This is a genomic window from Streptomyces sp. NPDC002640, assembly GCF_053592575.1.
Window position 1 is genome coordinate 20,427 of the sequence record NZ_JBSFVZ010000037.1, and the last position, 23,553, is coordinate 43,979.

26 protein-coding genes are annotated in these 23,553 nt (G+C 74.2%); 14 read left to right on the forward strand and 12 right to left on the reverse strand.

The genetic code is table 11. The features are described 5' to 3' along the window. Positions 1-50: 50 nt before the first annotated feature. Positions 51-806, forward strand: a complete 756-nt coding sequence (locus tag ACWD3O_RS32325) for a polysaccharide deacetylase family protein (protein ID WP_451418357.1) — start codon at positions 51-53, stop codon at positions 804-806. Positions 807-838: 32 nt separating this feature from the next. On the opposite strand, the gene ACWD3O_RS32330 is transcribed toward ACWD3O_RS32325, so the two are convergent. The 6 genes from ACWD3O_RS32330 to ACWD3O_RS32355 form a co-directional block, all read right to left on the reverse strand. Further along, complete coding sequence (locus tag ACWD3O_RS32330; RefSeq protein ID WP_451418330.1) at positions 839-1,975, reverse strand: glycoside hydrolase family 26 protein; 1,137 nt, start codon at positions 1,973-1,975, stop codon at positions 839-841. A gap of 19 nt (positions 1,976-1,994) precedes the next feature. Beyond that, positions 1,995-2,390 (reverse strand): hypothetical protein, encoded by a 396-nt coding sequence (locus tag ACWD3O_RS32335; protein WP_451409328.1) that lies wholly within the window; start codon positions 2,388-2,390, stop codon positions 1,995-1,997. Next, entirely contained in the window at positions 2,387-4,198 is a 1,812-nt protein-coding gene (locus tag ACWD3O_RS32340) for a glycosyltransferase (RefSeq protein WP_451418331.1), read from the reverse strand. The genes ACWD3O_RS32335 and ACWD3O_RS32340 overlap by 4 nt, the downstream gene beginning before the upstream one ends. Positions 4,199-4,391: 193 nt before the next feature. After that, positions 4,392-6,620, reverse strand: coding sequence for a lipopolysaccharide biosynthesis protein (locus ACWD3O_RS32345; RefSeq protein ID WP_451418332.1), 2,229 nt, complete (start codon positions 6,618-6,620; stop codon positions 4,392-4,394). Further along, positions 6,613-7,869, reverse strand: a complete 1,257-nt coding sequence (locus ACWD3O_RS32350) for a DegT/DnrJ/EryC1/StrS family aminotransferase (protein WP_451418333.1) — start codon at positions 7,867-7,869, stop codon at positions 6,613-6,615. The genes ACWD3O_RS32345 and ACWD3O_RS32350 overlap by 8 nt, the downstream gene beginning before the upstream one ends. A gap of 162 nt (positions 7,870-8,031) precedes the next feature. Continuing rightward, positions 8,032-8,562, reverse strand: a complete 531-nt coding sequence (locus ACWD3O_RS32355; protein WP_451418334.1) for a hypothetical protein — start codon at positions 8,560-8,562, stop codon at positions 8,032-8,034. A 282-nt stretch (positions 8,563-8,844) separates the two neighbouring features. Here ACWD3O_RS32355 and ACWD3O_RS32360 point away from each other — a divergent pair, with 282 nt between their 5' ends. From ACWD3O_RS32360 to ACWD3O_RS32375, 4 genes are all read left to right on the forward strand, one after another. Continuing rightward, positions 8,845-9,393, forward strand: coding sequence for a hypothetical protein (locus ACWD3O_RS32360; RefSeq protein WP_451418335.1), 549 nt, complete (start codon positions 8,845-8,847; stop codon positions 9,391-9,393). A 74-nt stretch (positions 9,394-9,467) separates the two neighbouring features. Then, complete coding sequence (locus ACWD3O_RS32365) at positions 9,468-10,421, forward strand: DUF3626 domain-containing protein (protein ID WP_451409322.1); 954 nt, start codon at positions 9,468-9,470, stop codon at positions 10,419-10,421. A 213-nt stretch (positions 10,422-10,634) separates the two neighbouring features. Beyond that, positions 10,635-11,879, forward strand: coding sequence for a beta-1,3-glucanase family protein (locus tag ACWD3O_RS32370; protein ID WP_451418336.1), 1,245 nt, complete (start codon positions 10,635-10,637; stop codon positions 11,877-11,879). Between the two features lie 186 nt (positions 11,880-12,065). After that, complete coding sequence (locus tag ACWD3O_RS32375) at positions 12,066-13,259, forward strand: S1 family peptidase (RefSeq protein WP_451418337.1); 1,194 nt, start codon at positions 12,066-12,068, stop codon at positions 13,257-13,259. Positions 13,260-13,389: 130 nt separating this feature from the next. Here the strand turns inward: ACWD3O_RS32375 and ACWD3O_RS32380 are convergent, their stop codons facing one another. From ACWD3O_RS32380 to ACWD3O_RS32395, 4 genes are read right to left on the reverse strand one after another with little or no spacing between them, the layout of a single operon-like run. Continuing rightward, the gene (locus ACWD3O_RS32380; RefSeq protein ID WP_451418338.1) at positions 13,390-14,571 is read right to left on the reverse strand and encodes an ABC transporter permease; all 1,182 of its coding nucleotides are present in this window, start codon (positions 14,569-14,571) and stop codon (positions 13,390-13,392) included. Further along, positions 14,568-15,443 carry an ABC transporter ATP-binding protein gene (locus ACWD3O_RS32385; RefSeq protein WP_451418339.1) on the reverse strand — a complete coding sequence of 292 codons (876 nt, stop codon included), beginning with the start codon at positions 15,441-15,443 and terminating at the stop codon, positions 14,568-14,570. Before ACWD3O_RS32385 ends, ACWD3O_RS32380 begins: the two co-directional genes overlap by 4 nt. A gap of 42 nt (positions 15,444-15,485) precedes the next feature. Then, a complete protein-coding gene (locus ACWD3O_RS32390; protein ID WP_451418340.1) occupies positions 15,486-16,103 on the reverse strand; it encodes an NUDIX domain-containing protein in 618 nt (205 codons plus the stop codon). A gap of 60 nt (positions 16,104-16,163) precedes the next feature. Then, positions 16,164-17,042, reverse strand: a complete 879-nt coding sequence (locus ACWD3O_RS32395; RefSeq protein ID WP_451418341.1) for an NADP-dependent oxidoreductase — start codon at positions 17,040-17,042, stop codon at positions 16,164-16,166. Between the two features lie 163 nt (positions 17,043-17,205). Here ACWD3O_RS32395 and ACWD3O_RS32400 point away from each other — a divergent pair, with 163 nt between their 5' ends. From ACWD3O_RS32400 to ACWD3O_RS32430, 7 genes are all read left to right on the forward strand, one after another. After that, positions 17,206-17,667 (forward strand): MerR family transcriptional regulator, encoded by a 462-nt coding sequence (locus tag ACWD3O_RS32400; protein WP_451418342.1) that lies wholly within the window; start codon positions 17,206-17,208, stop codon positions 17,665-17,667. Beyond that, positions 17,630-18,499, forward strand: a complete 870-nt coding sequence (locus tag ACWD3O_RS32405; protein WP_451418343.1) for a DUF1963 domain-containing protein — start codon at positions 17,630-17,632, stop codon at positions 18,497-18,499. Before ACWD3O_RS32400 ends, ACWD3O_RS32405 begins: the two co-directional genes overlap by 38 nt. Positions 18,500-18,600: 101 nt before the next feature. Beyond that, a complete protein-coding gene (locus ACWD3O_RS32410; RefSeq protein WP_451409314.1) occupies positions 18,601-19,029 on the forward strand; it encodes a DMT family transporter in 429 nt (142 codons plus the stop codon). Further along, positions 19,026-19,352 carry a DMT family transporter gene (locus tag ACWD3O_RS32415; RefSeq protein ID WP_451409313.1) on the forward strand — a complete coding sequence of 109 codons (327 nt, stop codon included), beginning with the start codon at positions 19,026-19,028 and terminating at the stop codon, positions 19,350-19,352. The genes ACWD3O_RS32410 and ACWD3O_RS32415 overlap by 4 nt, the downstream gene beginning before the upstream one ends. A gap of 184 nt (positions 19,353-19,536) precedes the next feature. Next, complete coding sequence (locus ACWD3O_RS32420; RefSeq protein WP_451409312.1) at positions 19,537-20,082, forward strand: hypothetical protein; 546 nt, start codon at positions 19,537-19,539, stop codon at positions 20,080-20,082. Positions 20,083-20,136: 54 nt separating this feature from the next. Then, positions 20,137-20,322 carry a DUF1737 domain-containing protein gene (locus ACWD3O_RS32425; protein WP_451409311.1) on the forward strand — a complete coding sequence of 62 codons (186 nt, stop codon included), beginning with the start codon at positions 20,137-20,139 and terminating at the stop codon, positions 20,320-20,322. Positions 20,323-20,332: 10 nt separating this feature from the next. Continuing rightward, positions 20,333-20,824 carry an N-acetyltransferase family protein gene (locus ACWD3O_RS32430; RefSeq protein ID WP_451418344.1) on the forward strand — a complete coding sequence of 164 codons (492 nt, stop codon included), beginning with the start codon at positions 20,333-20,335 and terminating at the stop codon, positions 20,822-20,824. A 38-nt stretch (positions 20,825-20,862) separates the two neighbouring features. Here the strand turns inward: ACWD3O_RS32430 and ACWD3O_RS32435 are convergent, their stop codons facing one another. Further along, positions 20,863-21,147 carry an excalibur calcium-binding domain-containing protein gene (locus ACWD3O_RS32435; protein WP_451418345.1) on the reverse strand — a complete coding sequence of 95 codons (285 nt, stop codon included), beginning with the start codon at positions 21,145-21,147 and terminating at the stop codon, positions 20,863-20,865. Positions 21,148-21,437: 290 nt separating this feature from the next. Between ACWD3O_RS32435 and ACWD3O_RS32440 the strand changes: the two genes are divergently transcribed. Next, the gene (locus ACWD3O_RS32440) at positions 21,438-21,932 is read left to right on the forward strand and encodes a hypothetical protein (protein WP_451418346.1); all 495 of its coding nucleotides are present in this window, start codon (positions 21,438-21,440) and stop codon (positions 21,930-21,932) included. Between the two features lie 25 nt (positions 21,933-21,957). Here ACWD3O_RS32440 and ACWD3O_RS32445 read toward each other — a convergent pair whose 3' ends face one another. After that, positions 21,958-22,146 (reverse strand): hypothetical protein, encoded by a 189-nt coding sequence (locus ACWD3O_RS32445; RefSeq protein ID WP_356129538.1) that lies wholly within the window; start codon positions 22,144-22,146, stop codon positions 21,958-21,960. Between the two features lie 290 nt (positions 22,147-22,436). Here ACWD3O_RS32445 and ACWD3O_RS32450 point away from each other — a divergent pair, with 290 nt between their 5' ends. Beyond that, the gene (locus ACWD3O_RS32450) at positions 22,437-23,360 is read left to right on the forward strand and encodes an LLM class F420-dependent oxidoreductase (RefSeq protein ID WP_451418347.1); all 924 of its coding nucleotides are present in this window, start codon (positions 22,437-22,439) and stop codon (positions 23,358-23,360) included. Positions 23,361-23,553: the final 193 nt, after the last annotated feature.

The following is a 23,553-nucleotide window of genomic DNA, read 5'->3' on the forward strand; positions in this document are numbered from 1 at the left end:
CGGGCGCGCCCCGGCCGGACGCCGTCCCGGTGCTGCTCTACCACGCGGTGATGGACGATCCCCCGGACTGGATCGCCGAGTTCACGGTCACACCGCGGCAGTTCGCGGCGCAGCTGGACGCCGTGGTGGCGAGCGGCCGGACGCCGGTGACGGTGAGCGCGCTGGCCGACCACCTGGCGGGGCGCGCCCCGCTGCCGGCCCGGCCGGTGGTGCTGACCTTCGACGACGGTTTCGCGGACCTGCCCGGTCCGACGGCCGCCGCGATGGCCGCGCGGGGCCTCCCGGGCACCGCCTACCTGACCACGGGGGCGATCGTGCCGTCCGGCCGCTGCCTGCTGCCGCCGGCGCCGATGATGCGGCTGGACCAGGCGCCGCTGCTGGAGCAGGCGGGCCTCGAGGTGGGCGGTCACACGGTGACCCACGCCCAGCTGGACACCCTGGGGCCGGGCGCCCTGGCGTACGAACTGCGGCACTGCAAGACGGTGCTGGAGGACGCGCTGGGGCATCCGGTCCGGCACCTGGCGTACCCGCACGGGTACAACAGCGGCGCGGTGCGGCGGGCGGCGGCGCGCTCCGGCTACGAGACGGCGGCTGCCGTCCGTCACGCGCTGAGCTCGCAGCGGGACGAGCGGTACCGGATCGCGCGGCTGATCGTGCGGCGCGGCCACACGGTGGCCGACGTGGAGGCGTGGATGCGGGGGGAGGGCGCGCGGGTCGCGCCCTACCGGGACGGCGTCCTCACGGTCGGCTGGCGCTGGTACCGCAGGGCCCGCGCGGCGGCGCGCGGGCCCGAGTTCGCGGGCTGAGCGGGCTGAGCGGGCTGAGGGACCCGGCGTCCCTACGGCGGCGGCTGGTTGAGGTGGGGGTTCGCCGCCAGCCGTCGCATCGCCTCCCAGGACTCCTCGTTGGCCAGGGAGAGGTCGCAGTGCGGGCCGGGGTCGCGGGAGTTCCACTGCAGGGCGGCCTTGACCCCGTCGAGCTTCTCGAGGACGTCCGGCACGTCCCGGTACCAGTCGGCCTGCCGGGAGGGCCGCGCGGCGTCGTGGGCGGAGCCGAACTCCGAGAGCATCAGCGGCTTGTCGTCCGACAGGTGGGTGCGGATCCAGCGGTGCACCGCCGTCTGGGTCTCCTCGAAGGACCTCCACCCCGTTGCGTGGCAGCGGTAGTAGTTGTACTGGTTGTAGCCGATCCAGTCGACGTAGTCGTCGCCCGGGTAGAGCTCGCGGATCACCTCGTGGTGGCCGGGGTAGCCCGTGGTGATCCAGGTCCAGATCACGTTGTCCACGCCCAGTTCCCGGAAGCGGTCGTGGATGTGGCGCCAGGCGGCCACGAACTCCTCGGGGGTGCCGTGGTCCGGGACCCGGGTGTCCATCTCCAGGTCGAAGGAGAGGAACACCTGCCGCCCGTCGTTGCGTTCGCCGTACTCCTTGATCCGGCGCGCCTGGACGTCGATCACCTCGGCGTCGTACCTCCCGGCGGCGATGTCCTCCCAGCGGGGCTGCTGGGCCTCGGTGCCGCCCCACACCTTGCTCTCCCAGGACAGGAGCAGCATCCGGTCGCGGCCGACCCGCTGTTCCGGGGCGGTCAGCAGCTGCCCCTCCCAGCGGGTCGCGGTGACCTCGGACATGTCATGGTACGTGTAGACGATGTCGAGGCGGCGGCCGACGCGCCGCTCGTAGGCCTCGACCTTCTCCTCCAGGTCGGCCTTGGCGTGCGGCACGAACGCGCCGAACCAGGCGCCGCAGGCCGGCTCCAGCAGGTCGGAGACGGGCTCCCGGCACTCCGGGGCGACGTCCGGCCGGCCCGCGCCGGCCCGGACGGCCAGTGCGGTGACCAGCGAGGCGCAGACCGCGGCGACGAGGAGCAGCGGCCACCGGCGCCGGGCGTGGCGCGGTCCGCGAGTGCTCGGGTCTCGTGCGTTCGGGCCTCGTGCGTTCGGGCCGTCAGGGTTTCGGGAACGACGGGGCAACCTCACGGAACCGGCCTTCCTCGGGTCAGGACGGACGCGTCCTCGGGCAGTACGCGGCGAGCATGGTCAGCAGGGTGAGCACCAGCAGGACGCGCCGGCCGCTGAAGGCGTGCGCGGCCAGCAGGGCGGTGGCGGTGACGGTCACGGCGGCGACGCTGATCAGCGGCACCAGGAGCAGCCCTTCCAGCAGGCCGGTCCGGCGGGCGAACCGGGGGTCCCAGGTGGCGGCGGGCGCACCGGCGGGCCGGACGCCCAGCACGGGCCACCAGATCCGCACCAGCGCCGTGCCCGGTCCGGCCGCCAGGAACAGCACGACGGCGGCGACGCGCGCCGGGGAGCCGTCGGGCAGGGTGAGCGCGCCGAGCGCGAGCCACCCGGCGAAGGGCGGCAGCATCCTCATGACGAGTTCCTGGGCGGTCACCGGGCGGCCTCCTCGATCGCCTCGACGTCGAGCTGGTACACCGAGCCGGCGGCGTTGCCAGCCACCCGGTCGAAGAACGGGGAGGCGGCCACCGACTCCTCGACGCGGCGCCATTCGTCCTCCGTGAGCTGCCCGTTCATCTCGGCGTTGGCCCGCTGGCCCTCGGTGAACAGGAGGTAGGAGCGTCCTGGTGCGGGGAGGTCCTTCATGTCGAGGGCCAGCATGAAGGCGGGCCGCCGCAGGATGCCGTCGACCACCGTGCGGTCCTCCTCGAGGAACCAGTAGTGGTCCACCCGCCAGTAGTCGTCGTAGGCCAGCGGGTAGTTGCGGTTGGGGGCGACGATCAGCGACCCGTCGGGCGCGCGGTCGACGAGGTCCCCGACCAGGGCGACCTCCTCGGGCGGGAAGTAGCTCAGCCGGTCCTTGCCCGCGTAGGCGGGCACGAAGGCCAGGGAGGCGGCGAGCAGCACCGGCAGCGGCAGCCAGACGTGGAGGGCGGACGCGCGGCGTGGCGGCGCCTCGACGGCGGCCCCGGTCCGCGGCAGCAGCGCGGCGGCGGCGAAGAAGGCGGCGCCGGGCAGCATGAACATCAGCACCCGGAAGATCATCTCGCTTCCGTAGTCGTTGGCGGCGATCAGCAGCAGCGGCAGCGCGGTCAGCAGCAGCAACGGCCGTGCGTGCCGCCGCAGTTCGCGCTGCCGCAGGACGCCGAGCACGGCCAGCAGCACCACCGCGCCGGACAGCGCGCGGGCCGCCCAGGAGGTGGCCACGGCTCCGGTGCCGGTGGGCGTGGTGCCGTACCCGGTCTCGACGTTGGAGCCGATGTCGCCGATGGAGGCGATCATCTCGGGCAGCGCCGCGGACAGGAAGGGCAGCGACGCGGTGAGGTTCCAGGCCGCGAAGAGGGCGACGGCCGCCAGGAGGGGCACCCAGTCGCGGTGGCGGCGGGTGAGCGCCAGCACGCCCAGCGACATGATCGTCACCACCGGGGTGAGCTGGTGGGAGAGCACGATGGGGACCATCACCAGGATCAGCACGGTGGTCCACACGGCCTGCCCGGGGCCGCGGCGGTCGGCGGCGGTGAACCGGCGCAGCACCAGGGCGATCACCGTCAGGTGCAGCACCAGCGCGAGGGACTGCGGCGAGAAGTAGTCCTGGCCGACCCAGTTGCCGACGCAGAACAGCCACACGCCGGTCCAGACGAGCCGCCGGTCCTGGGTGAAGGTGCGGTGGATCAGCACCAGGGGCGCCAGCACCAGGACGCCGGAGAGCAGCGGCCACCAGCTCATCAGGGTGAGGGTGTTCTCGACGCCGGCGAGCCGGACGACGGCGGCCTGCAGGGCGAAGAAGCCGGGCCACTGGTCGTAGACGGCCATGTCGCCGAGTTCCGCCCCGGTCTGCAGGCCGCCCTCGGTCAGCAGGTGGGCGACGACCGCGTCGTGCTTCCACGCCCAGGCGTACAGGGGGGTGGGATAGACGAGGGCCTGGGTGGCGCGCTCGACGACCAGCAGGCCGAGGACGTACGCCAGGGACCAGCCCTCGGAGCGGTCCGGGCGCCGGACGGTGAACCAGAACCCCACGGTGAGCACGGCGAGTCCGGCCCAGTACGCGGGGTGCACGGCGGTGACGAGACCGAAGTCGTCCAGCGTGGTGATCTCGGTGACCCGGACGGCGTACGCCCACAGGGCGAGCGCGGCCAGCAGCGGGACGGCGGGCCACACGGCGCTCCACCGGCGGCGCCCGGGACCGTGCGGTCCGGTGCCGCCGACGGGTCCTCCGGCGCCGGGCTGCCGGGCGAGGGCGGGCACGCCGTCGGACCCGGCGGCCTCCGGTTCGGTTCTCCCTTCCCCGGTCGTGGTCCGCTCCGGTGTCCCGGTGTGGTCCGGTGTGGCTGTCGGTCGCACGTTCCCCCCGCGGCTGTGGTCGGTGGCGGGCGGCGGTCGCGCCCGCGCTGGTGCGCCGTCACCGCGGGGCGTTCGGCCCGGGCGTCCGGCAGGTCGGTCAGTGGTCGTCGTGTCTCCCCTGGCGGGGGACGCGCGGCGGGGGCGGCGGGGCCGGGGCGGGGCGCCTGCCGCGTGGGCCGCGGTGGGCGAGGGCGCCGGCGGCGGCGAACAGCAGCAGGGCCCCGAGGAGCCCCGGTGCGGCGGGCGCCAGGGTGTCCCGCAGCGCCCAGCCGAGGACCGCGGCGGGCCACAGCAGCCACCAGCAGGTCTCCGCGGGCAGCCGCAGCGCCCGGCGGAGCACCAGCCACAGCGGCACCAGGGCGAGCGCCAGGAACGCGTGGGGCGCCCACCGCAGCACCTCCGCGAGCGGCCCGTCCACGGTGGCGGACCACCAGGTCGCGCCTCCCGCGAGGGGCCGTGTGCCGAGCGCGGCGGGCGCGGTGTGGAGGGCGAGGACCAGCGCGGTCAGGGAGGCCGCGGTCAGCCGGGTGTCGAAGGGGGCGCACAGGGTCAGCGCGGCGACGTACACCAGCAGCATCACCACCGCGGCGGCCAGCGCGATGCCCGGCAGGGCGGCGAGGACCTCCTCGGCGGTGCGGCCGGCGTCGCCGACGCCCGCGGTGCCGGTCCGGTCGGCGGCCGACCACGGCAGGTTCCGCAGGGCCGCCGCGTAGAAGACCACGGCGGAGCCCAGCAGCCACCACAGGGTCACCCGCAGCCTCCGCTCCCCCAGCGGCCCGAGCGGCGCCCTCGCGACGGCGACCGCCCGGTCCCACGCGGACCGGGCGGACCGGGCGGACCGGGCGTCGGTCGCCCGCCCGGTCACGGAGGTAGCCCGCCCGGTCACGGAGGCCGCCCGCCCGTTCACGGAGGTCGCCCGCACCACCTCGCCGTCGCCGTCGACGGCCCTGAGCTGTGCCCAACGGGTGCCGTAGGCTGGGGTGTTGGCCAGGTCGGCGGCGACCTGGACCTCGCCGCGCAGCGCGGCCCGCAGCCCGGGCACGCACAGCAGGGCGACCGCGGTCATGCTCAGCAGGACGCCCCAGCCGGCCCCGTCGATGCCGGCCGGGGTGAGCAGCAGCGCGGCGGACCCGAGCACCAGCACGCACATCACGCCCTGCACCAGGGCGAGCATGGCGGTGCGGCCCGCCACCCGCAGCACCCCGATGTAGAGCTCGACCGCCACCCGCGGCAGCGCGGCGGCGGCCAGCAGCCGCAGCACCGTGGCTCCCTGGTCCGCGTAGTTCCGGCCGAACGGGGCGAGCACGAGCGGCGCGAACGCGGCCAGCACGGCGACCACCGGCACCAGCAGCACGGTCATCCGGCGGAGCGCTCCGCGGACCCCTTCGGCGAGGGCGCGCGGGTCGCGGGAGGCGTGCGCGGTCAGTGAGGACGCCATGTTGATGGCGAGGAACTCCATGGTGCCGCCGACGGTGTAGGCGACGTAGAAGTAGCCGTTCTCCTCGGCGCTGAGGCGGACCGCCACCATCACCGGCAACAGGTTGATCATCAGCAGGCTGAACAGGGCGCCGACCGAGTCGCCGGCGATGAAGCGGCCGATGGTCCTGAGGGTGGGCGGCCGGCGGTGGCGGTCGGCGGCCGCCTGCCGGGGGATCAGCCGGCGGAACACCAGCCAGGCGAGCGGCACCGTGGAGAGGGCGATGGCGGCGCCCCAGGAGACGAACACGCCGAGCACCGGCAGGGCGCCGGCGAGGACGATCAGCAGGACCAGCTTGCCCAGGGAGAACACCGCGTTGCCGAGGGGCACCCAGACGGCCTCGCGCAGGCCGGTGAGCACGCCGTCCTGCAGGGTGAGGATCGCCCAGGCCACGCAGGAGGCCACGAAGAGCGTCCCGGCGAGCGGGGTGCCCAGCGGCGCGTACGACGGCCCCCACAGGTCGAGGGTGAGCAGGAACAGGACACCGGCGACGGTCACCACCAGCGAACTGAGGGCGTAGGCGCGCAGTACCAGCGAGCCGGTGGCGCGGCCGGCGCGCGGCACGAAGCGGACCACGGCGCCGATCATCGTGGTGGCGGTGATGCTGGCGAGCAGCCGCATCGCGGCGACGGCGGCCGATCCCTGGCCCACCGCCTCCTGGGAGTAGTGGCGGGCGGCGACCAGCCAGAAGGCCAGGCCGAGCACGGCGGACACGCCGGTGCTGAGCATGAGGAAGTACGCGTTCCTGAACAGCGAGTCCCCGCCGTCCTCACGCTTCGACGGCCGCCGTGCGCCGGCGGTCCGCGAGCCGCTGTCCGTGACGTCCGCCACCTCCTGGATGTCAGCCACCGCCTCCGCCCTTCGGGACGGTGTCCGGATGCCCGGCGGGCAGCGCCGCGGCGGGTCCGATCCCCGCCCGGCGCAGCGCGGCGATCGCCTCGGCGGCGCGCAGCGGGTCCACCGGGAGGGCGTGCCGGGCGAAGTGGCGGGCGGGCGCGGGCCGGGTCGAGAGGTCGGTGAACCCGGGGCCCGCGTAGTCGTCGAGCGGGGGGTCGTAGAGGTATCCGGTGACGATGCCGCGCCGGGCCAGCGCGGCGACGGCGGCGTCGCGGTCGTCGACCAGCAGCGGCACCCGGAACAGCGGCTGGGGCGGTCCGGCGGCGGCCCGGGGTGCGGCCCAGTCGGTGTCGAGCAGGAGCGCGGTTCCCGCGCGGTGGGCGGCGAGCACGTCGTCGAGCCGCCCGAATCTTCGGATGATCCGGCGGGTCCGGGCCCGTCCGGGGGCGAGGCGGTAGTCGTGCATGTCGACCCGTACCCAGGAGTGGTGGGCGGCGAGGCCGGGCGCCGAGGCCGTCGCCGCGGCCAGCTCCGGCGCCCGCAACGGCATGCGGATGCCGTCGCGTTCGCTCATCCCCAGCAGCCGCAGGGTGGCCCAGGCGGCCCGCCGCAGCCCCAGCCAGCGCACCGCCGCCTCGGCGAACGGGCGCACGGCGTAGGCGAGTTCGCTCGACGTCCGGGCGGGTTCCAGCAGCGCGTCGCGGGCCCGCACCAGTTCCTCGCGGAGGCCGGGGTCGTCGTCGAAGGCCAGCACTCCCCCGGCCTTGGCACCCACGTGCTTGGACAGGCTGAACGCGGCCGCCGTACCGAAGGATCCCACCGGCCGCCCGTCCACCTCGCTGCCGATGGCGTGCGCGGCGTCCTCGACCAGCGGGATCCCCCACCGGTCACACGCGGCGCGCAGCCGGGGCGCCGGGTCCGGGTTGCCGTACAGGTTGGTGGTGAGCACCCCGGCGAGCCCCCGCCACACCTCCGGGTCGACGGCGTCGACGTCGATCGACCCGTCGTACGGGTTCAACGGCGCCTGCACGGGCCGGAGTCCGGCCGCGAGCACGACGAAGAGGATGACGTCGTCGTTGACCGGTGACATCAGCACCCGGCCCCCCGGCCGGCACCAGCGCCGCAGCGCCAGGTAGAGCCCGAGACGGCACGACGGCACGTACAGACATTCACGGCCCAGACGTCTGCGCATCGCGTCTTCCAGCCGCTGCAGCCGGAACTCCGATCGCGCACCCGCCCCGCCGACCACCCCTATGGTCATGCGCCCCCCGGCGACGTGCCGTGCGGGAGGCCTCCCCTGGCCCCCCTGGCACAGCGCCCAGGTTCCTCTATCGGCCCCAACCGCGTCAAGGGTTCCTTATCCGGACAACTCGCCACTCCACCCGGGTAGATGGGCCGTGGACGAAACCGTCCAGGACGGGGATCAGGTCCGGCGGCGTCGGTGGTACGCGTACGTGAGGACCAGAAGCAGCGGACCCCACAGGTTCATCAGCCCGCTCATCGCCATCGCGAGGACGTCCCAGCCCTCGTCGTACGGCCAGGCCTCCGTTCCGGCGGTGGCGGCTTCGTAGAGCCAGTGGACGCAGAGCGCGGTGAGGAAGAGACCGCCCACGCTTGCGGGGATGATCACGGCGGCCGGCGGGATGCGTCGCCCGCCCAGCCCCGGCACCCAGGGGGGAACGACCTCGCCCCAGCGGCGGACCAATCCGAAGCTGAGCAGCGCGAGGCACTCGGTGAGGATCGTCAGTCCGATGACGTAAGGGGCGTTGTACCAGGCAGGGGGCATGGGCTCTCCGCCCATGCCGTACCCGAAGCCGATCGGTAAGCGCCAGATGCCGATGGGCAGTACGACCAGAGGGATGGCGTGCGCGACGCGCTCCGCCCAGGCGGGCACGCTGTGCCGTGCGGGGTCGGTCGCTTCGGAGTCCGGGTGGGAGTGCCGTGTCGTCGTCATGCGTCCACCCTGGCGTGGGGCACGGCGACGCGGATCGACGCGGAGGCCGGCCTTGTCCCGCCCCGCGTCCGCCTCGCAGTGGAGCGGGGTCAGCCTCCGAGATGACGGGGGTGGTGTTTCTCGAGGCCGGTGATCGCGGTCCGGCGGCATGCTGCGGGAGACAGTGGTGTGCCCGCTTCTATATCGCTCGCCGCCTCCGACGTGATCCGTGCCCATCTCGTCGATCAGTTGAACCTGGCTCTGCGTCGTCCCGGAATGTACGGGAAGGAGGTGGCCTTGCGCATGCTGCTGGATCACTTGCTGTTCGTGGAGGGACAGCCCGAGGCGTTGGCCGACCAGCAGCGCAGGTGGCAGGAGCGCGGCGCCTCGTCCAGCACCGGCCTCAGGGGCATGTTCCGCGACCTGTTCCCGGGCCGCTCCCACGAGCACGGGATCGCCTCGGTGTACGCCGAGTTCGCGCACCACCGTGGCTGGCTCAAGCCCGACCGCGTACTGGACCCTGAGGAATACACGGCCCTGCGGGGTGCGGTCCGCCGGTGGGCGGGTGAGGACCGCGTGTGGTCGGACGTCGTCGACGAGTTCGGTCCCCCGTCCGTCCTGTTCGGGGGCAGCAACCCCTACTACGGCAAGACCCTCGGCTACCTGACGGAGGACACGAGGGAACCGATGGTGTTCTTCCACCTCTGGAACGGCAGCGCTCCGGGATCCGAGCGGTCATGGCCGCCCGAGCACGAAGCACCCCTCCTGCTGGCGGTGCGCTGCGGAACAGGGCCCTTCCGCGAGACCTTCACCTTCACTCCGGAGGGGCGGCGACGGCTCCCTGTGCGGTAGAGCCGCACAAGGTGCGGTGGAGCTGCACAGGAATTCGCGTGCGGCGGCCCACCGGGCCGGGGAAGACTGGCCGGATGAGCCCCGGAGTCCTGCCGGCGGCGCGGGAACGGGCCCTCCGCCATGTCGCCGAACTGGCGCCGCAGGGGCCCCCGTTGGACCCGTCGCTGCGCGTCACCCTCAACTTCCATCCCGACCACCTCTTCCGCGGCAGGCCGATGCTGGAGGCCCTCGCCGGGGACGGCGTCTACCGCTCGCAGTTCGTCACCGGCACCGGCAACGGCGGGCTGACCGCCCACCCGGGCGGCGACCGATGGCACTGGGAGAGCCGGATGTTCGGCGGGGCGTACGACGAGGCGCCCGCCGGGGAACGTCCCGTCTACGGGGCGCTGAACCTCCGCCGCAAGCCGGTAGGCGGGGCGCCCCGGTTCGGGTCCGCCCACTTCCGGCTCGCCCCCGCGGCATCGGAGCGGACCACGTTCTGCTACCCGGACAGCTGCTTCTCCCCGACGGAATTCGGCGTCGCGGCCCGCATGGGACGGCTCGTCGACCTGGCCCTCGCCGGGGGGCTGGACCCCCTCGACGACTACATCGAGGCGCAGGTCCACGGCCCGGTGCGCCCGGACCGTGACGCGGAGGCCCTGGTCCTGGACCCCTGCTACCGGGGGACGGCCGTGGAGGCGGCGGCGCTGCGCGTGGGGTGCCCGGTGGAGTGGCACCCCGGCTTCCGCCTCGAGGTCGCGGAACTGCGCCGCCGGCCCGACTTCCGCGGACAGGAGTACGTCGACCTGGGCGCGCGGATCGCCGTCGACGGCGTGCTCGATCCCCGGATCCTGGGCGACGCGGCGCGCACCGGCCGCCACGACCCCCAGGCGATCAAGAAGGTGTGGCACCACCTCGCGCGGTTCGGGGCGCCGGAGGCGGACGCCGGAGCCCTTGCCGGTCCGGACACCGGCGAAGGCGCCCCCACCTCGGAGGTCCCGAGGCCGACCCCCGAAGAGCCGCTTAACGCAACAACATTGCGCAACTGAGAGCGCTCTCAAGGCTCTTGACGCGACAACAGGCACACGTTTTCATCAATTCCGAACACGCCACACGGGGCGGGCGCTCCGGCCGTTCTGTCCCCCTCCCCCTCCCTGCCCGAGCGCCCCGCCCCACCCACACCCCACCCCACCTGAACACCCCCCACCCTCCCGGACGCGTGCGGTCGACGCGCGCCTCGGGACGTCCTCAGGAGGAGCAACGTGGTTTCGAGGCGATCCTTCGTCCTCGCCGGTGCCGCTGCCGCGCTGGGCGCGCCGGCCTGGGCCCTCTCGCGCGCCCCACGGGCCGCGGCCGGTGAGCGCGCGGAGAGCACTGCCGCGGCGGCGTCGCTGCCGGTCACCCTGCGCAACACCTCGGGCAGCGACACCGTCTACGCCTACATCAGCGGCGCCGACGAGTCCGGGTGGCCCGGTTTCGTCGGCGCCGACGGTGGCTTCCACCGCCTGTCCAGCCCTTCGGCGGTCCTGACCCCGGTCCCCGACCACTCCATCCCGCTGGGCCCGTCCGGCTCACCCGGCGTGCGGGTCACCCTGAACCAGTACGTGATCAGCGGCCGCGTGTGGTTCTCGGTCGGCAGGAAGCTGGAGTTCTTCGTCAACCCGCCCGCGGGCGGCGGGATTCCGGGCATGGTCCAGCCGGCGCTCACCCCCGCCGACCCCAACTGGCGCACCAACTGGACCTTCTGCGAGTTCACCTACAACAGCGCCAACCTGTACGCGAACATCAGCTACGTCGACATGGTGTCCCTGCCCGTCGCCATGTCGACCACCGGCGGCGCGGGCCCGCAGTCCGTGCCTCCCCTGCCCGCCGGCGCCCTCGGCCGGATCGCCGACGGTCTGCGCGCCCAGCACGCCGCCGACGGCGCGCCCTGGGACCGGCTCGTGGTCACCGACGACACGGGCACGGTGGTCCGGGCCATGGCCCCCGTGCACGAGGCGGGTGCTTTCGGCGGCTACTGGGAGCCGTACCTGGACGCGGTGTGGCGGCACTTCGAGACGACACCGCTCACCGTCGACGGGCAGGGCGGCATCGGCAGGTTCACCGGCCGGGTCACGGGCGGGGCACTCGTCTTCGCCGGGCTCGACGACAACGGGGTGCCGTTCACCAGGCCGAGCGCCGTCGACATCTTCGGCTGCGCGAGCGGGCCGTTGTACAACTCGGGCGGCGACGCCCGGGGCGCGGTGGCGGCCCGGCTGGCCGCGGCCCTCAACCGCAGCTCCCTGCTGGTGGAGGGCGGCCACGACCAGCCGAACGGCGTGCCGCCGGAGCGGTACTACACCCACCCGGTCACCAACCACTACGCCCGGCTGGTGCACGAGCACGCCACCGTCGGCTACGCCTTCCCGTACGACGACGTCGGCCCCACCGGCTCGGCGCCGGTCGACGGCCACCTCCAGGACGGCGCCCCGACCTCCTGGACCATGGAGCTCGGCCCCGGCACCTGACGCCCGGCCCTTCCCCCTGAACGTCCCGCCCGGGGGCGGGCCACCCCGGCCCGCTCCCGCGGAGGGACACCCCTGCCCGCCCCGCACCGGGCCGGGCACCGGCCGCGCGGACTCCGCGCGGCCCGTTCGGAGAGCGCTCTCAGCACGTTCCACCCCACCTCGCCGGAACGACCGAAAGGCACTCCCATGAGACGCAACGCCCTCACCCGCACCGCTCTGGCCGCCCTCTTCCTGGTCGGCGCCTGGGCCGGTGCCGGTGCCCCCTCGGCCGCCGCGCACGACCGGGCCGCCGCGGACGACCGGGCCTCCAGCGCCGGCGCCCGGGAGGCGTCCGAGGCCCCCGCCTCCGCCGCCCTGCTCCGTGCCCTGCGGGCGGACCTGGGTCTGACCGCCTCCGAGGCCGAGACCCGCCTCGCCGCGGAGGAGCGGGCCACCACCACCGAGCCGAAGGCCCGCAAGGCCGCCGGCGCCGCGTACGGCGGCTCCTGGTTCGACGCCTCCTCCGGGCGGCTCACCGTCGCCCTCACCGAGGACGCCGCGGACCGCACCCGCCGGGCCGTCGAAGCCACCGGCGCCGCGGTCCGCGCCGTCGAGCACAGCGCCCGCGAGCTCGACGCCGTCAAGCGGCGCGTCGACCGGCTCGACGCCCCCGCCGGCGTCACCAGCTGGCACGTGGACCCGGCCGCCAACACGGTCGTGGTGAACGTGGCGGGCGGCAGCCGCTCCGACGACGCCGTCCAGCGGTTCCTCGACCGGGCCCGCGCCGCCGGACCCGTCACCGTCGACGTCGTCCCCGGCGCCCCGCGCACCCTGGCGGCCGGCACGGTCGGCGGCGACCCGTACTACACAGGCAACGTCCGCTGCTCCATCGGCTTCTCGGTGGTCGGCGGCTTCGTCACCGCCGGGCACTGCGGAGGCGTCGGGCAGGCGGTGAACGGCTGGGACCGCACCTACATCGGCACCTTCCAGGGTTCGTCGTTCCCCGGCAACGACTACGCGTGGGTGAACGTCGGCAGCGGCTGGTGGACGGTTCCCGTGGTCCTCGGCTGGGGCACCGTCTCCGACCAGTTGGTGCGCGGCTCCGCCGAGGCCCCGGTCGGCGCCTCGATCTGCCGCTCCGGCTCCACCACCCGCTGGCACTGCGGGACCGTCCTGGCCAAGAACGAGACGGTCAACTACAGCCAGGGCGCGGTGTACCAGATGACCAAGACCAGCGTGTGCGCCGAAGGCGGGGACTCCGGCGGCGCGTTCATCAGCGGTGACCAGGCGCAGGGCGTCACCTCCGGCGGCTGGGGCAACTGCTCCACCGGCGGCCAGACCTGGCACCAGCCGGTCAACGAGATCCTCTCCCGGTACGGCCTCACCCTCCTGACCGCCTGAGCCCCGTGGGGCGGGCGCCCACGAACGCCCGCCCCGCGGCCCCCACGTCACGACCGTGCGGGAGGGGACGGCCCCTGGACGGCGGACGTCGCCGAGTCCGAGCGAGCACGCCGCGCGCGGAGACCACGTCCTAGTCGGTGAGCCGCAGCGCCTGCCGGAACGTGAGCTTCCCCGAGGTCTGCATCAGCGCCCGCCGGTAGATCCGTTCGGCGAGCCGGATCACCACGGCCGCGGCGGCCAGCGAGATCAGCAGCGCGACGGCCGCCTCCCACCACGCGGCGTCCCCGGACACCAGCCGGGACGGCATGACCATCACCGACCCCAGCGGCAGGAACGACAGCACCGTCTTCACCGACCCGGACGCCAGCAGGCTCGCGAACATCATGACCATCAGCACGGTGGAGACGGGCGTCGTGGTCGACGCGATGTCCTCGTGCCGCGTCGACACCGCCCCGGCGGCAGCGAAGACGCACGCCAGCACGGCCACGCCCACCGTGTAGAAGACCAGGTACCAGCCCAGCCCGCCGCTGATCTGCTCGAGGAGCCGGTCCCGCCCGGTCGCCAGCAGCGCGACCACCGCCACGCCCGCCAGCAGCGCGATCTGGGCCAGGGCCATCAGCGTCGCGCCGAGGGTCTTGCCGATCAGCAGGTCCCGCACCCGGATGGAGGAGGCGACGATCTCCACGATCCGGTTCTGCTTCTCCTCCACCACGCTCACCGCGAGGCCGCTGCCCAGCAGCACCGACGAGAAGTAGAAGAGGAAGGTGAAGACGAAGGTCGTGAAGTACAGGGTCGTCCCGGACGGCTTGCCGGGCTCCAGCAGCGTGTAGGACACGTCAGCGCCCGCCGCCAGTTCGCCCAGGCTGGTGCCGGCCCGCGCGGCGTTCTCCTCCATCACCGTCTGGCGGACCGCCGCGCCGATCCAGATCTCCGCGTCGGAGTTCCGTTCGGCGGCGCCCACCAGCTGCCAGCCGCCGTCGCCGGACGCCAGCAGGGCCACGTCTGCCTCGTCGTCGCGCACCTGGGCGCGGGCCGCGGCGGCCGATCCGGCGGGACGTTCCTCGAACCGGACGTCCTCCCCGGACGCCTCGGCCAGCGCCGTGGACAGCTGCAGCACCTGCCGGGACCCGTCGCCGACCGCCGCGACGGTCACCTCACGGCCCGAGGTCCCCATGAAGACCTGGAAGCCGAGCACGCCGAGGATCAGCAGCAGCGTGATGCCGGTCGAGACCAGGAAGCCCCGGTCGCGCATCTTCACCGACATCTCGCGGGTGGCGACGATCCACCAGGTACGGTCACGCAGGGCGGTCATGCGGTCATCTCCCGGTAGACATCGGCGACACTCGGCACCAGCTCGGCGAACTCCCGCACGGATCCGCGGCGCAGTGCCTCCGTGAGCAGCGTGTCGGCCGTGGCCTGCCCGTCGGCGAGTTCCAGCACGGCCCGGCCCTCGCCCTCCTCGATCACCGTGACGCCGGAGACATCGCGCAACCAGCCGGTCTCCCCGCCGGTGACCAGCACGTGCCGCCGGGGGCCGCGGCGGCGCAGCTCGTCGGAGGTGCCGTGCGCCACGACCTTGCCGCCGGACAGGATCACCAGCCGGTCGGACAGGGTCTCCACCAGTTCGAGTTGGTGCGAGGAGAACAGCACGGGCACCCCGCGCCCGGCGAACTCGCGCAGCACCTCGGTCATGCTGTCCACGGCGCCGGGGTCAAGGCCGGAGAACGGCTCGTCCAGCACCAGCAGTCGGGGCTCGCCGAGCAGCGCGGCGGCGATCTGCACGCGCTGCTGGTTGCCCAGCGACAAGGACTCCAGACGGGAGTTGAGCCGGTCCGCCAGGCCGAAGCGGTCCAGCAGGGCGGTGGCGGACGAGCGGGCCTCGGCGGCGCTCAGCCCGCGCAGCCGCCCGAGGTAGACCAGCTGGGAGAGCACGGGCTGCTTCGGGTACAGCCCGCGCTCCTCCGGCATGTAGCCGAAGGTCCGCCGGTCCGCGGCGGTGGGCGCCGAATCGTTCCAGCGGATCTCACCGCCGGTGGGGGCCAGCACACCCATGATCATCCGCATGGTGGTGGTCTTCCCCGCCCCGTTGCCCCCGACGAAGCCGGTGACCTTTCCCCGTTCCACCCGGAACGACGCCGCGTCCACTGCGACACGGTCACCGAAGCGGCGTGTCAGCTGATCCACTTCCAGCACGGTGCTCTCTTCCTCCGGGGGCGGTCGCCCCGATCATGGTTCACGCGGGAGAGAGGACGCAACGCCTCTGGCCCGCACGTGCCGTGCGCGCAGTTTGCGGGCGAACCGGTGCGCGTGCGGGTCGAGGCGATCGAGCGGCAGGGCGAGCAGTTCGTCGAACGACAGCCAGTGGCCGCCGTCGAACTCGCCCGGGTCCAGCCGCAGTCGGGGGTCGGAGCGCGCGACGTCGATCACGTGCCACAGGCTCACGTCCGTGTGCCGCCGCACCGCCGTGCCCCGGGTCTCGGTGACCGTGACGAACAGCGGACCGGTGCCGACCCACGGCAACGGGGCGGCCTCGACTGCCAGTTCCTCGACGCACTCCCGCCGCACCGTCTGCCACGGCAGCTCCCCGGCCTCGCAGTGGCCGCCCGGGGGCAGGACCAGTCCGGACTTGCGGTGGTCGGTGAGCAGCAGCGAGCCCGTGGCGTCGTCGAACGGCACGAAGTACGACACCAGGTGCATGGGCGGCCGGTCCGGCGGCTCGAGCCGGTACAGCTCGGCTCCGGATCCGATCCACTCCAGCACGGCCCCGCGGTGCTCGGCCTCCAGGGCGTCGAGGGGCTCGACGGAGGCGACGACTCGGGCGATCTGCTCACGGTGCGCGGTCACGGGAGCCGATCCTACGAGGGACCGCGGACACCCCAGAAGGCGCCGCCACGGCAGAGCATCTCAGAAGGTGACGAGGACCTTGCCGAGGAGGCCGCCGGCTTCGAAGCGCTCGTGCGCGCCGCGGATGTCGTCGAGCGGGAAGCGGCCGGCGATCCGCAGCCGCAGCTCACCGGCGTCGACCAGTCGGGCGAGGTGGGCCAGGTCGGTGGCGTTCTCCTGGACGTAGCTCTTGCGGGCGCCCGGCACGTCGGGCAGGGGATGGTCGGCGATGGAGACGAAACGCCCGCCGGGGACGAGGGCCGCGGACACGTCCACTCCGGCGGTGTCGAGGACGGCGTCGTACCGGCCGCGGGGCAGGTCCCCCGGGTGGTGCCAGGCCCGCTCCGCGCCGAGCTCCTGGGCCGCCCGCTCATGGCCGGGCCGGGAGACCAGGGCGTCGACGTGGACGCCGGTCAGGCGGGCGAGTTGGACGGCCAGACCGCCGACGGCCCCGGCGGCGCCGACGACCAGCAGGCGCTCCCCCGCGGTCGACTCCGTGGCGCGCAGGGCCTGCAGGGCGGTCGTCCCGGCCAGCGGAAGCGCCGCCGCGTCCGTCAACGGCACGGCGGCCGGGGCCGGTGCCAGCAGGTGACCGGGCAGGGCGACCAGTTCCGACCAGGTGCCGCGGCCGGTGGCGATCTGCGCGGACATGGCGATCACCGGGGCTCCCACCGCGTGGGCCGGGTCGTCGCTCGCCACGACGCGGCCGGAGAGGTCCCAGCCGAGCGTGGCCGGCAGCGGCGGGCCGACCTCCCAGGCACGGGTCTTCCGGTCCACCGGGTTGAGGCTGGTCGCCGCGGCGCGGACGAGCACCTCACCTGCGGCGGGTTCGGGCGCGGCGATCTCGCGGAGGGTCAGGACGTCGGGACCGCCGTGGCGGTCGATCTGGACGGCTCGCATGGTCGGACTCGTCCTTCCGGGGAGGGCGATGGGCGGCACCGGATCGGTCGCGGCCGGGAGACGCATGAGGCGTAACTCCCGGGCACGAAAAGGACGTTAGAGTCTGACACCGATGTGAGGGTCAAGCGGCGTCGCCCGCCCGAGGCGTCCCGAGGAGGATGACGTGAGGATCGGTGAGCTGTCCCGCCGGACCGGCGTGCACGAGCGGTTGCTGCGCTACTACGAGGAGCAGGACCTGCTCCGGCCCGAGCGGCGGCCCAGCGGCTACCGCGAGTACCGGGAGGCGGACGTGGGCACCGTGCGCCGCATCCGCAGCCTCCTCGCGGCCGGCCTGAACACCGCCACCATCGCGACGATCCTGCCCTGCCTGCGCGACGAGGACGAACGCCTGGTGCCGACCTGCCCCGGGCTCCTCGCCGACCTGGCCAGGGAACGCGAGCGGATCACCCGGGCCATCGTCGATCTGCAGACCTCCCGCGCCGCGCTCGACGACGTCATCGCCGCCGCTCCCGCCGACGTCGCCGAACGCGCGGCCGGCGGCGCCTCGGCCGGCACCGGCCGAGGGGGAGCCGTCTATCGTCTCCGGCATGGATCATCAGGGGGAGTTTCGCCGGGCGGCGCTTGAGTCGGGCGTCCCGGAGGACGAGATCAGCAGGTTCGGCAGCCACCTTCGCCTGGCGATCGGGCTGTCGGCCGGCGGCGAGGGCGCTCCGGTCGGGCACATCGGCGGGCTGCCGCGGCTGCCGGTGGGCATGGCGTGGCCGTCCGCCGGGGACGTCCCGTTGCCGTTGCTACTGTCCGTCGACTGCGGGGCGCTGCCGACCGTCGACGGCTTCGGCCTGCCGGCCGACGGGACGCTGCTCTTCTTCGTCCACCGGGAGCGGGACTTCGGCGCGTCGCGGGCCGACCCGGGGCCGTACGCACGCGTCGTGTACGTCCCGGCCGGCGCCGAGACCGCGGTCGCGGAACCCCCGGACCCCGCGTGCGTCGGCGAGCGCGTCGACGTCCGGGCCGGCCTCAGGGCCGAGCTGCCCCTCTGGCTCGAGGAGGGCGACGAGGACGAGGGCTGGCACGAGTTCTGGGAGGACCTCGAGTGGGAGGACATGTCGTCCTTCCAGCAGCGGCTGGCCCGGTACATGGAGCGCGAACTGCCGCACCTGGACGGACTCCGGTCCCTGGCCCGCGACCTGTGGCCGTCCGGCGCCCCCCTCGTCATCGGCGGGTACGCCGACGACGAGGCGACGGTCGGCGGCGTCCTGGCGAAGTCCCTCGCGGACGGCGCGTGGCTGTCCTACGCGGACGAGGACGCGCTCCGGCTGGCCGGCGAATGGATACCGCTCGCCCGGGAGGCCCGGGTCTACGAGGAGCACTCCACGACGTTCCTGATCCGGCACGACGACCTGGCCGCCGCGCGGTGGGACGAGGCACTGACGGTGACCCACTTCGCGGCCCCGTGAATACCGGCGAAGCCCCTCGCCGGGGTGCGCGCTCCGGCGACCGCGCGGCACACGGCCCCCCGTCGTTGGACCGGCCGGCGGGAACACGGCACGGTGGGCTCATGACACGCCGCCGGCTGCTCCTGGCGACCGCCATCGCCCTGGAGGTCACCGCCACCCTCGCCCTCCGCGCCGCCCTCGGCCACCCCGCCTGGTACGCGCTGGTCGTCACCGGCTACCTCGGCTCCTTCACCGCCCTCTCCCTCACGCTCCGGGCCGGCATGCCCCTCGGGCTCGCCTACGGCATCTGGGGCGCGACCGGCGTCGTCCTCACCGCCCTCCTCGCCACCGCCCTCTTCGGCGATCCGCTGACCCCGGTCATGGCCCTGGGCATCGTCCTCGTCATCGCCGGTGTCCTGTGCGTCGAACTCGGCGCCCAGCAGGCGCACGAACGCGGTCACGCCCGCGGCGGCGCGGGGGGCGGGGAGGAGGAGGGCGACGCGCGCGGCGACGCGGGGGACGGCGTCCGTGAGGGAGGCTCCGCCTCGTGACCTGGCTGTTCCTCGCCGCCGCCATCCTCACCGAGGTGGGCGCCACCCTCTCCCTCCGCATGGCCTCCCGGCCCGCCGCGTCCCGCCGCTGGTTCGCCCTCGTCGCCACGGGCTACGTCTGCGCCTTCGTGCTCCTCAGCGCCGCACTCGACCGGGGCATGCCCCTCGGAGTCGCCTACGGCATCTGGACCGCCTGCGGGGTCGCCCTCACCGCCGTCGCGTCCCGCGTCCTCTTCGGCGAGCCCCTCACCCGTGTGATGGCGTTCGGCATCGTCCTGATCGCCGCGGGCGTCCTGCTGATCGAGACCGGGGCGGCGCACTGACGCCGGTGTGCGGCGGTCGGTCCTCCCGGACGACGGACGACGAAGTCCTGGTCGGGGGTGTCCGCGCACGGCTCCCGGACGGCCTCGGCTCCCTCGGGCCCGGGAAAACGGGTGGACCGGCCGGCGGGGGCGCGGCGTAGGGTGCGGGCGCGCGGACGCGGCGTCCGCGGAGAGGGAACGGTGCATGGGCGACCTGTACGAGATCTGGCAGCAGGCGGAGGTGTGGCGGAAGCTGGACGTGCTGTCGGGGTTCGTCGCGATGTGCGTGACGGGCGACGAGGAGGCGCGGCACCGTCTCGCCCGGCTGATCGCCGAGGCCGACGCGGCCCTCTCCGCCTCGCCCCCGGACATGGAGGGCGCCCGCCACGAGCTGGACACGCTCGTCCGGTGGGCGGACGCGGAGTGGGCCGATCACCCGTACCGGCCCACCGAGGCGCGGCCGGACGAGGCCGACCGGCAGACCCGTGACTACGCCAAGGACCTCTGGCTCTCCGCGCTCCCGGTGGTCGTGCGGGACGAGATGGCCCGCATCGAGCTCGGCATCGAGGTGACCTTCCTGGCCCTGTGCCGCAGGCCGGGGCTGGACCCGTGTGTCCGCCAGGACGCGTTCTACCTCGCCGGGCGCGCCGCGATGGCCCTGGACCTCGGGCATCCGGAGGCGGCGGAGGCGGAGCTTTGCCGGCTGCGGCAGTTGGATTCCGCGCAGCCACGGCAGGACAACCGCGGCTGACCCCGGACTGCCAGGAGGTCGCGCACCGCACGCGGCGTCTGGGATCCTGCCCCCATGACCACACCACCCGACGGACTGCCCGCCTACCGCGTCCTGACCGGTCCGGACGACGCCGCCTTCTGCCGGCGCGTGAGTGAAGTGCTCGCTCTCGGCTACGAGTTGTACGAGGGCCCGGCCCTCACCTTCGACGGCGAGCGGGTCGTCGTCGCCCAGGCGGTGGTCTGGCCAGGTCGGTCGTAGGGGGATTCCGGTGCGAACGGACGCGGTGACGGTGCGGGTGCGGCAGGCATGCCCGGAGGACCTGCCGCAGGTGGTCGGCCTGGTGATCGAGCACGCGGCCTACGAGCGGGCCGCGCCGCCGCCCGCCGACCTGGCCGGCCGGCTGGAGACGCTGCTCTTCGGTACGGCCGGCCCGCGCCTGCGCTGCTTCGTCGCCGTTCTCCCGGGCGAGGAGATCGTCGGGTACGCCTCGTGCGCACCGGAGGTGTCGACCTGGGACGGCGAGGAGTACCTGCACCTGGACTGCCTGTTCCTGCGCGACGGCCACCGGGGCCGGGGGGCCGGGCAGTCGCTGATGGACGCGGTGGTCGCGCACGCCCGCGAACTGGGGCTCCGCCAGGTCCAGTGGCAGACACCCGCCTGGAACGCGCGCGCCATCCGCTTCTACGCCCGCGTCGGCGCCTCCGCCCAGGAGAAACAGCGCTTCACCCTCACCCTCGACCGACCCCACGACCACGACTGATCCGAGGGGCACGGCCGCGCGCCTGGGACGGCCCAGGTTCAGGTGTCGCAGCCGACTCCGTCGCCGTCCCGGTCGAGGTGACGGCCGTAACCGGGTTCGCCCTGCTGGACGGGCGCCGCACCGGCGGCACGCGCCTCGTCGCAGTTCGCGTAGTACACGTCGCCGCCCCCGCCGCCGGTCCCGTCGTCCTCGTCACCGGTCCCGTCCCCTCCGGTGGTCTCCTCCGGTTCCGGGTCCGGCTCCCGCTCCGGCCGCTCGGTCACCGTCTCGGTCGCCGTGACCGTCGGCGCGGGTTCCGCCGTCGCGGTGACCGTCTCGGTCACCGTCGGGGCGGGTTCGGGTCGGGGCGGGTCGTCCCCGCCGGCGGCACCCACGCAACTGCCGGCGAGGAGTACGGATGCGTCACGTGCTCTCCTTCCGCGCAGCGTCCTCGCCCTCGTTCCCCCGCGTCCGGGGGCCAAGTCGGCCTGCGGCGCGGCATCACAGAAGTCGAACAGGACGTCGACGGAATCCCCGGACCGGCTCCCCACCGCGGTGCGGGGGCGGACCATGGGGGTGACACGTGGAGGCGGGGGCGGCAGGATGAGGGGCGTGATCGCGTACCGAAAGGCCGATGCCGCGTAGACGGCCCGGCGCCCTGCGCGCCCCTCGTTACTACCCCCGCCTCCAGGAGGACCCGCCGCAGGACCCGCCGCAGGACCCGCCGCCCGGACGGATCCACGGGCTCTCCGGACGCACCAGCCTGGCGGTCCACCGGGCGGAGCGCCTCTCCGACGACTACTACGTCTTCCCCGGCGCCACCGAGGTCGCGCTGCGGCGCTGCCGGGAGTTCCTGCGGACGCCTGGCCGGAAGCCCCTGTACCCGCAGGACACCTTCTGCACCTGCCGGGGGTGCTCCCTCGCCGACGTGCGGCACGCCCGCGACGTGCTCGAGGAGGTGCTGCGCATGCTGCCGCACCGGCCGCGGGCCGAGCTGAGGCGTCACGTGGCCCGTTTCGACACCCGGTTCCGGGAGCGGACGCTGCCCGACCCCTTCGCCGGCCGCCGGCCGTGGGAGCCCGACGTGTGGTGGTACCACCGCCTCACCGAGGGCGGCCAGTCCCTGTGAGGCCCGCCCGCGGTGCGGCGGAGGGTCAGACCGGGTCGCGGCGGTCGGGGTCGGCCCCGAGGGCCGCGCCCAGGTCGGAGAGGTCCGCGTTGAGAGCCGCCATCAGCTCCTCCATCTGCTGCAGCAGACCCGACGGCTGCAGCGGCACACCCTGCGCACCCGGCCCGCCCGGCGCCGACTGCGGCGCGGACTGCGGAACGGTCTCTTCCGACATCGAAGGCTCCCAGGCCCTGGCCCCGAGGGGCGAACACTACGGACGCACCGGCGGCGAACCTCCGGTGCGGGCGCCGGACGATCTTCGGCTCCGTCCCGAGCAACGATCACGGCCGGGGCCGGTCACTGAGCGGACTGCCGGAAGGGAGCGCGGTTGACGGAAGTTCACCCGCGCGGTGATCAAGGTGAACGTGGGGCCGGACGGACATCGGCCGCGCGCGCTCACCGCCCGGACCGGCGTCCGGCACCCCAATGCGCCCGCCTCCCACCCGGCCGGTGCAGGATGGGGGCATGGACCTGCGAATCTTCACCGAACCCCAGCAGGGTGCGACGTACGACACCCTGCTCACCGTCGCGAAGGCCACCGAGGACCTGGGCTTCGACGCCTTCTTCCGCTCCGACCACTACCTGCACATGGGCGGCGTCACCGGCCTGCCCGGTCCGACCGACGCCTGGATCACCCTGGCGGGTCTCGCCCGGGAGACCAAGCGCATCCGTCTCGGCACGCTGATGACGGCGGGCACCTTCCGCCTCCCCGGCGTCCTCGCCATCCAGGTCGCGCAGGTCGACCAGATGTCCGGCGGCCGTGTCGAACTGGGCCTGGGCGCGGGCTGGTACGAGGAGGAGCACAAGGCGTACGGCATCCCCTTCCCCAAGGAGAAGTTCGCGCGCCTGGAGGAGCAGCTGGAGATCGTCACCGGCCTGTGGGCGACCGAGGTGGGCAAGACGTACAGCCACCACGGCACGCACTACGACCTGACCGACTCCCCCGCGCTGCCGAAGCCGGCGCAGGCGAAGGTGCCGGTGCTGATCGGCGGCAGCGGCGCCAAGCGCACGCCCCGGCTGGCGGCCCGGTACGCGGACGAGTTCAACGCGCCGTTCGTGTCCGTGGAGGACACCAAGGTGCTCTTCGAGCGGGTGGGCACGGCCGCCGAGGAGGCCGGGCGGTCCGCCGACGACCTGACGTACTCCAACGCCCTGGTGGTGTGCGTCGGCCGTGACGACGCCGAGGTGGCCCGCCGCGCCGAGCGGATCGGCCGCGAGGTGGACGAGCTGAAGCTCAACGGTCTGGCCGGCTCCCCCGCCGAGGTGGTCGAGAAGATCGGCCGCTACGCCGAGGCCGGGTCTCAGCGGATCTACCTCCAGGTGCTCGACCTGGAGGACCTGGACCACCTGGAGCTGATCTCCTCGCAGGTGCAGAGCCGACTCAGCTGACCGGCCCCCGCGTCCGGCCCCGTCCGGCCGCCGCATCCGGCCCCCGCATCCGGCCCCCGCATCCGGCCGCCGGATAAAGGAAGGCGCAGCTCGCACCGGTTGTGCGATCGTGAGCGGCGTCGTCCTGCGCAACCCCCGGGACAGCGCGTCCCGGGGGTTTCGCACGTCCCGCCGCGGTGCGGGCCGGACGCGA

Coding starts and splice junctions, on each gene's coding strand:
- ACWD3O_RS32325 (WP_451418357.1), top strand. CDS start 51: ATGGACGATCCCCCGGACTGGATCGCCGAGTTCACGGTCACACCGCGG.
- ACWD3O_RS32350 (WP_451418333.1), bottom strand. CDS start 7,869: ATGACCATAGGGGTGGTCGGCGGGGCGGGTGCGCGATCGGAGTTCCGG.
- ACWD3O_RS32355 (WP_451418334.1), bottom strand. CDS start 8,562: ATGACGACGACACGGCACTCCCACCCGGACTCCGAAGCGACCGACCCC.
- ACWD3O_RS32360 (WP_451418335.1), top strand. CDS start 8,845: ATGCTGCTGGATCACTTGCTGTTCGTGGAGGGACAGCCCGAGGCGTTG.
- ACWD3O_RS32365 (WP_451409322.1), top strand. CDS start 9,468: ATGAGCCCCGGAGTCCTGCCGGCGGCGCGGGAACGGGCCCTCCGCCAT.
- ACWD3O_RS32375 (WP_451418337.1), top strand. CDS start 12,066: ATGAGACGCAACGCCCTCACCCGCACCGCTCTGGCCGCCCTCTTCCTG.
- ACWD3O_RS32380 (WP_451418338.1), bottom strand. CDS start 14,571: ATGACCGCCCTGCGTGACCGTACCTGGTGGATCGTCGCCACCCGCGAG.
- ACWD3O_RS32395 (WP_451418341.1), bottom strand. CDS start 17,042: ATGCGAGCCGTCCAGATCGACCGCCACGGCGGTCCCGACGTCCTGACC.
- ACWD3O_RS32405 (WP_451418343.1), top strand. CDS start 17,630: ATGGATCATCAGGGGGAGTTTCGCCGGGCGGCGCTTGAGTCGGGCGTC.
- ACWD3O_RS32410 (WP_451409314.1), top strand. CDS start 18,601: ATGACACGCCGCCGGCTGCTCCTGGCGACCGCCATCGCCCTGGAGGTC.
- ACWD3O_RS32420 (WP_451409312.1), top strand. CDS start 19,537: ATGGGCGACCTGTACGAGATCTGGCAGCAGGCGGAGGTGTGGCGGAAG.
- ACWD3O_RS32425 (WP_451409311.1), top strand. CDS start 20,137: ATGACCACACCACCCGACGGACTGCCCGCCTACCGCGTCCTGACCGGT.
- ACWD3O_RS32440 (WP_451418346.1), top strand. CDS start 21,438: ATGCCGCGTAGACGGCCCGGCGCCCTGCGCGCCCCTCGTTACTACCCC.
- ACWD3O_RS32445 (WP_356129538.1), bottom strand. CDS start 22,146: ATGTCGGAAGAGACCGTTCCGCAGTCCGCGCCGCAGTCGGCGCCGGGC.
- ACWD3O_RS32450 (WP_451418347.1), top strand. CDS start 22,437: ATGGACCTGCGAATCTTCACCGAACCCCAGCAGGGTGCGACGTACGAC.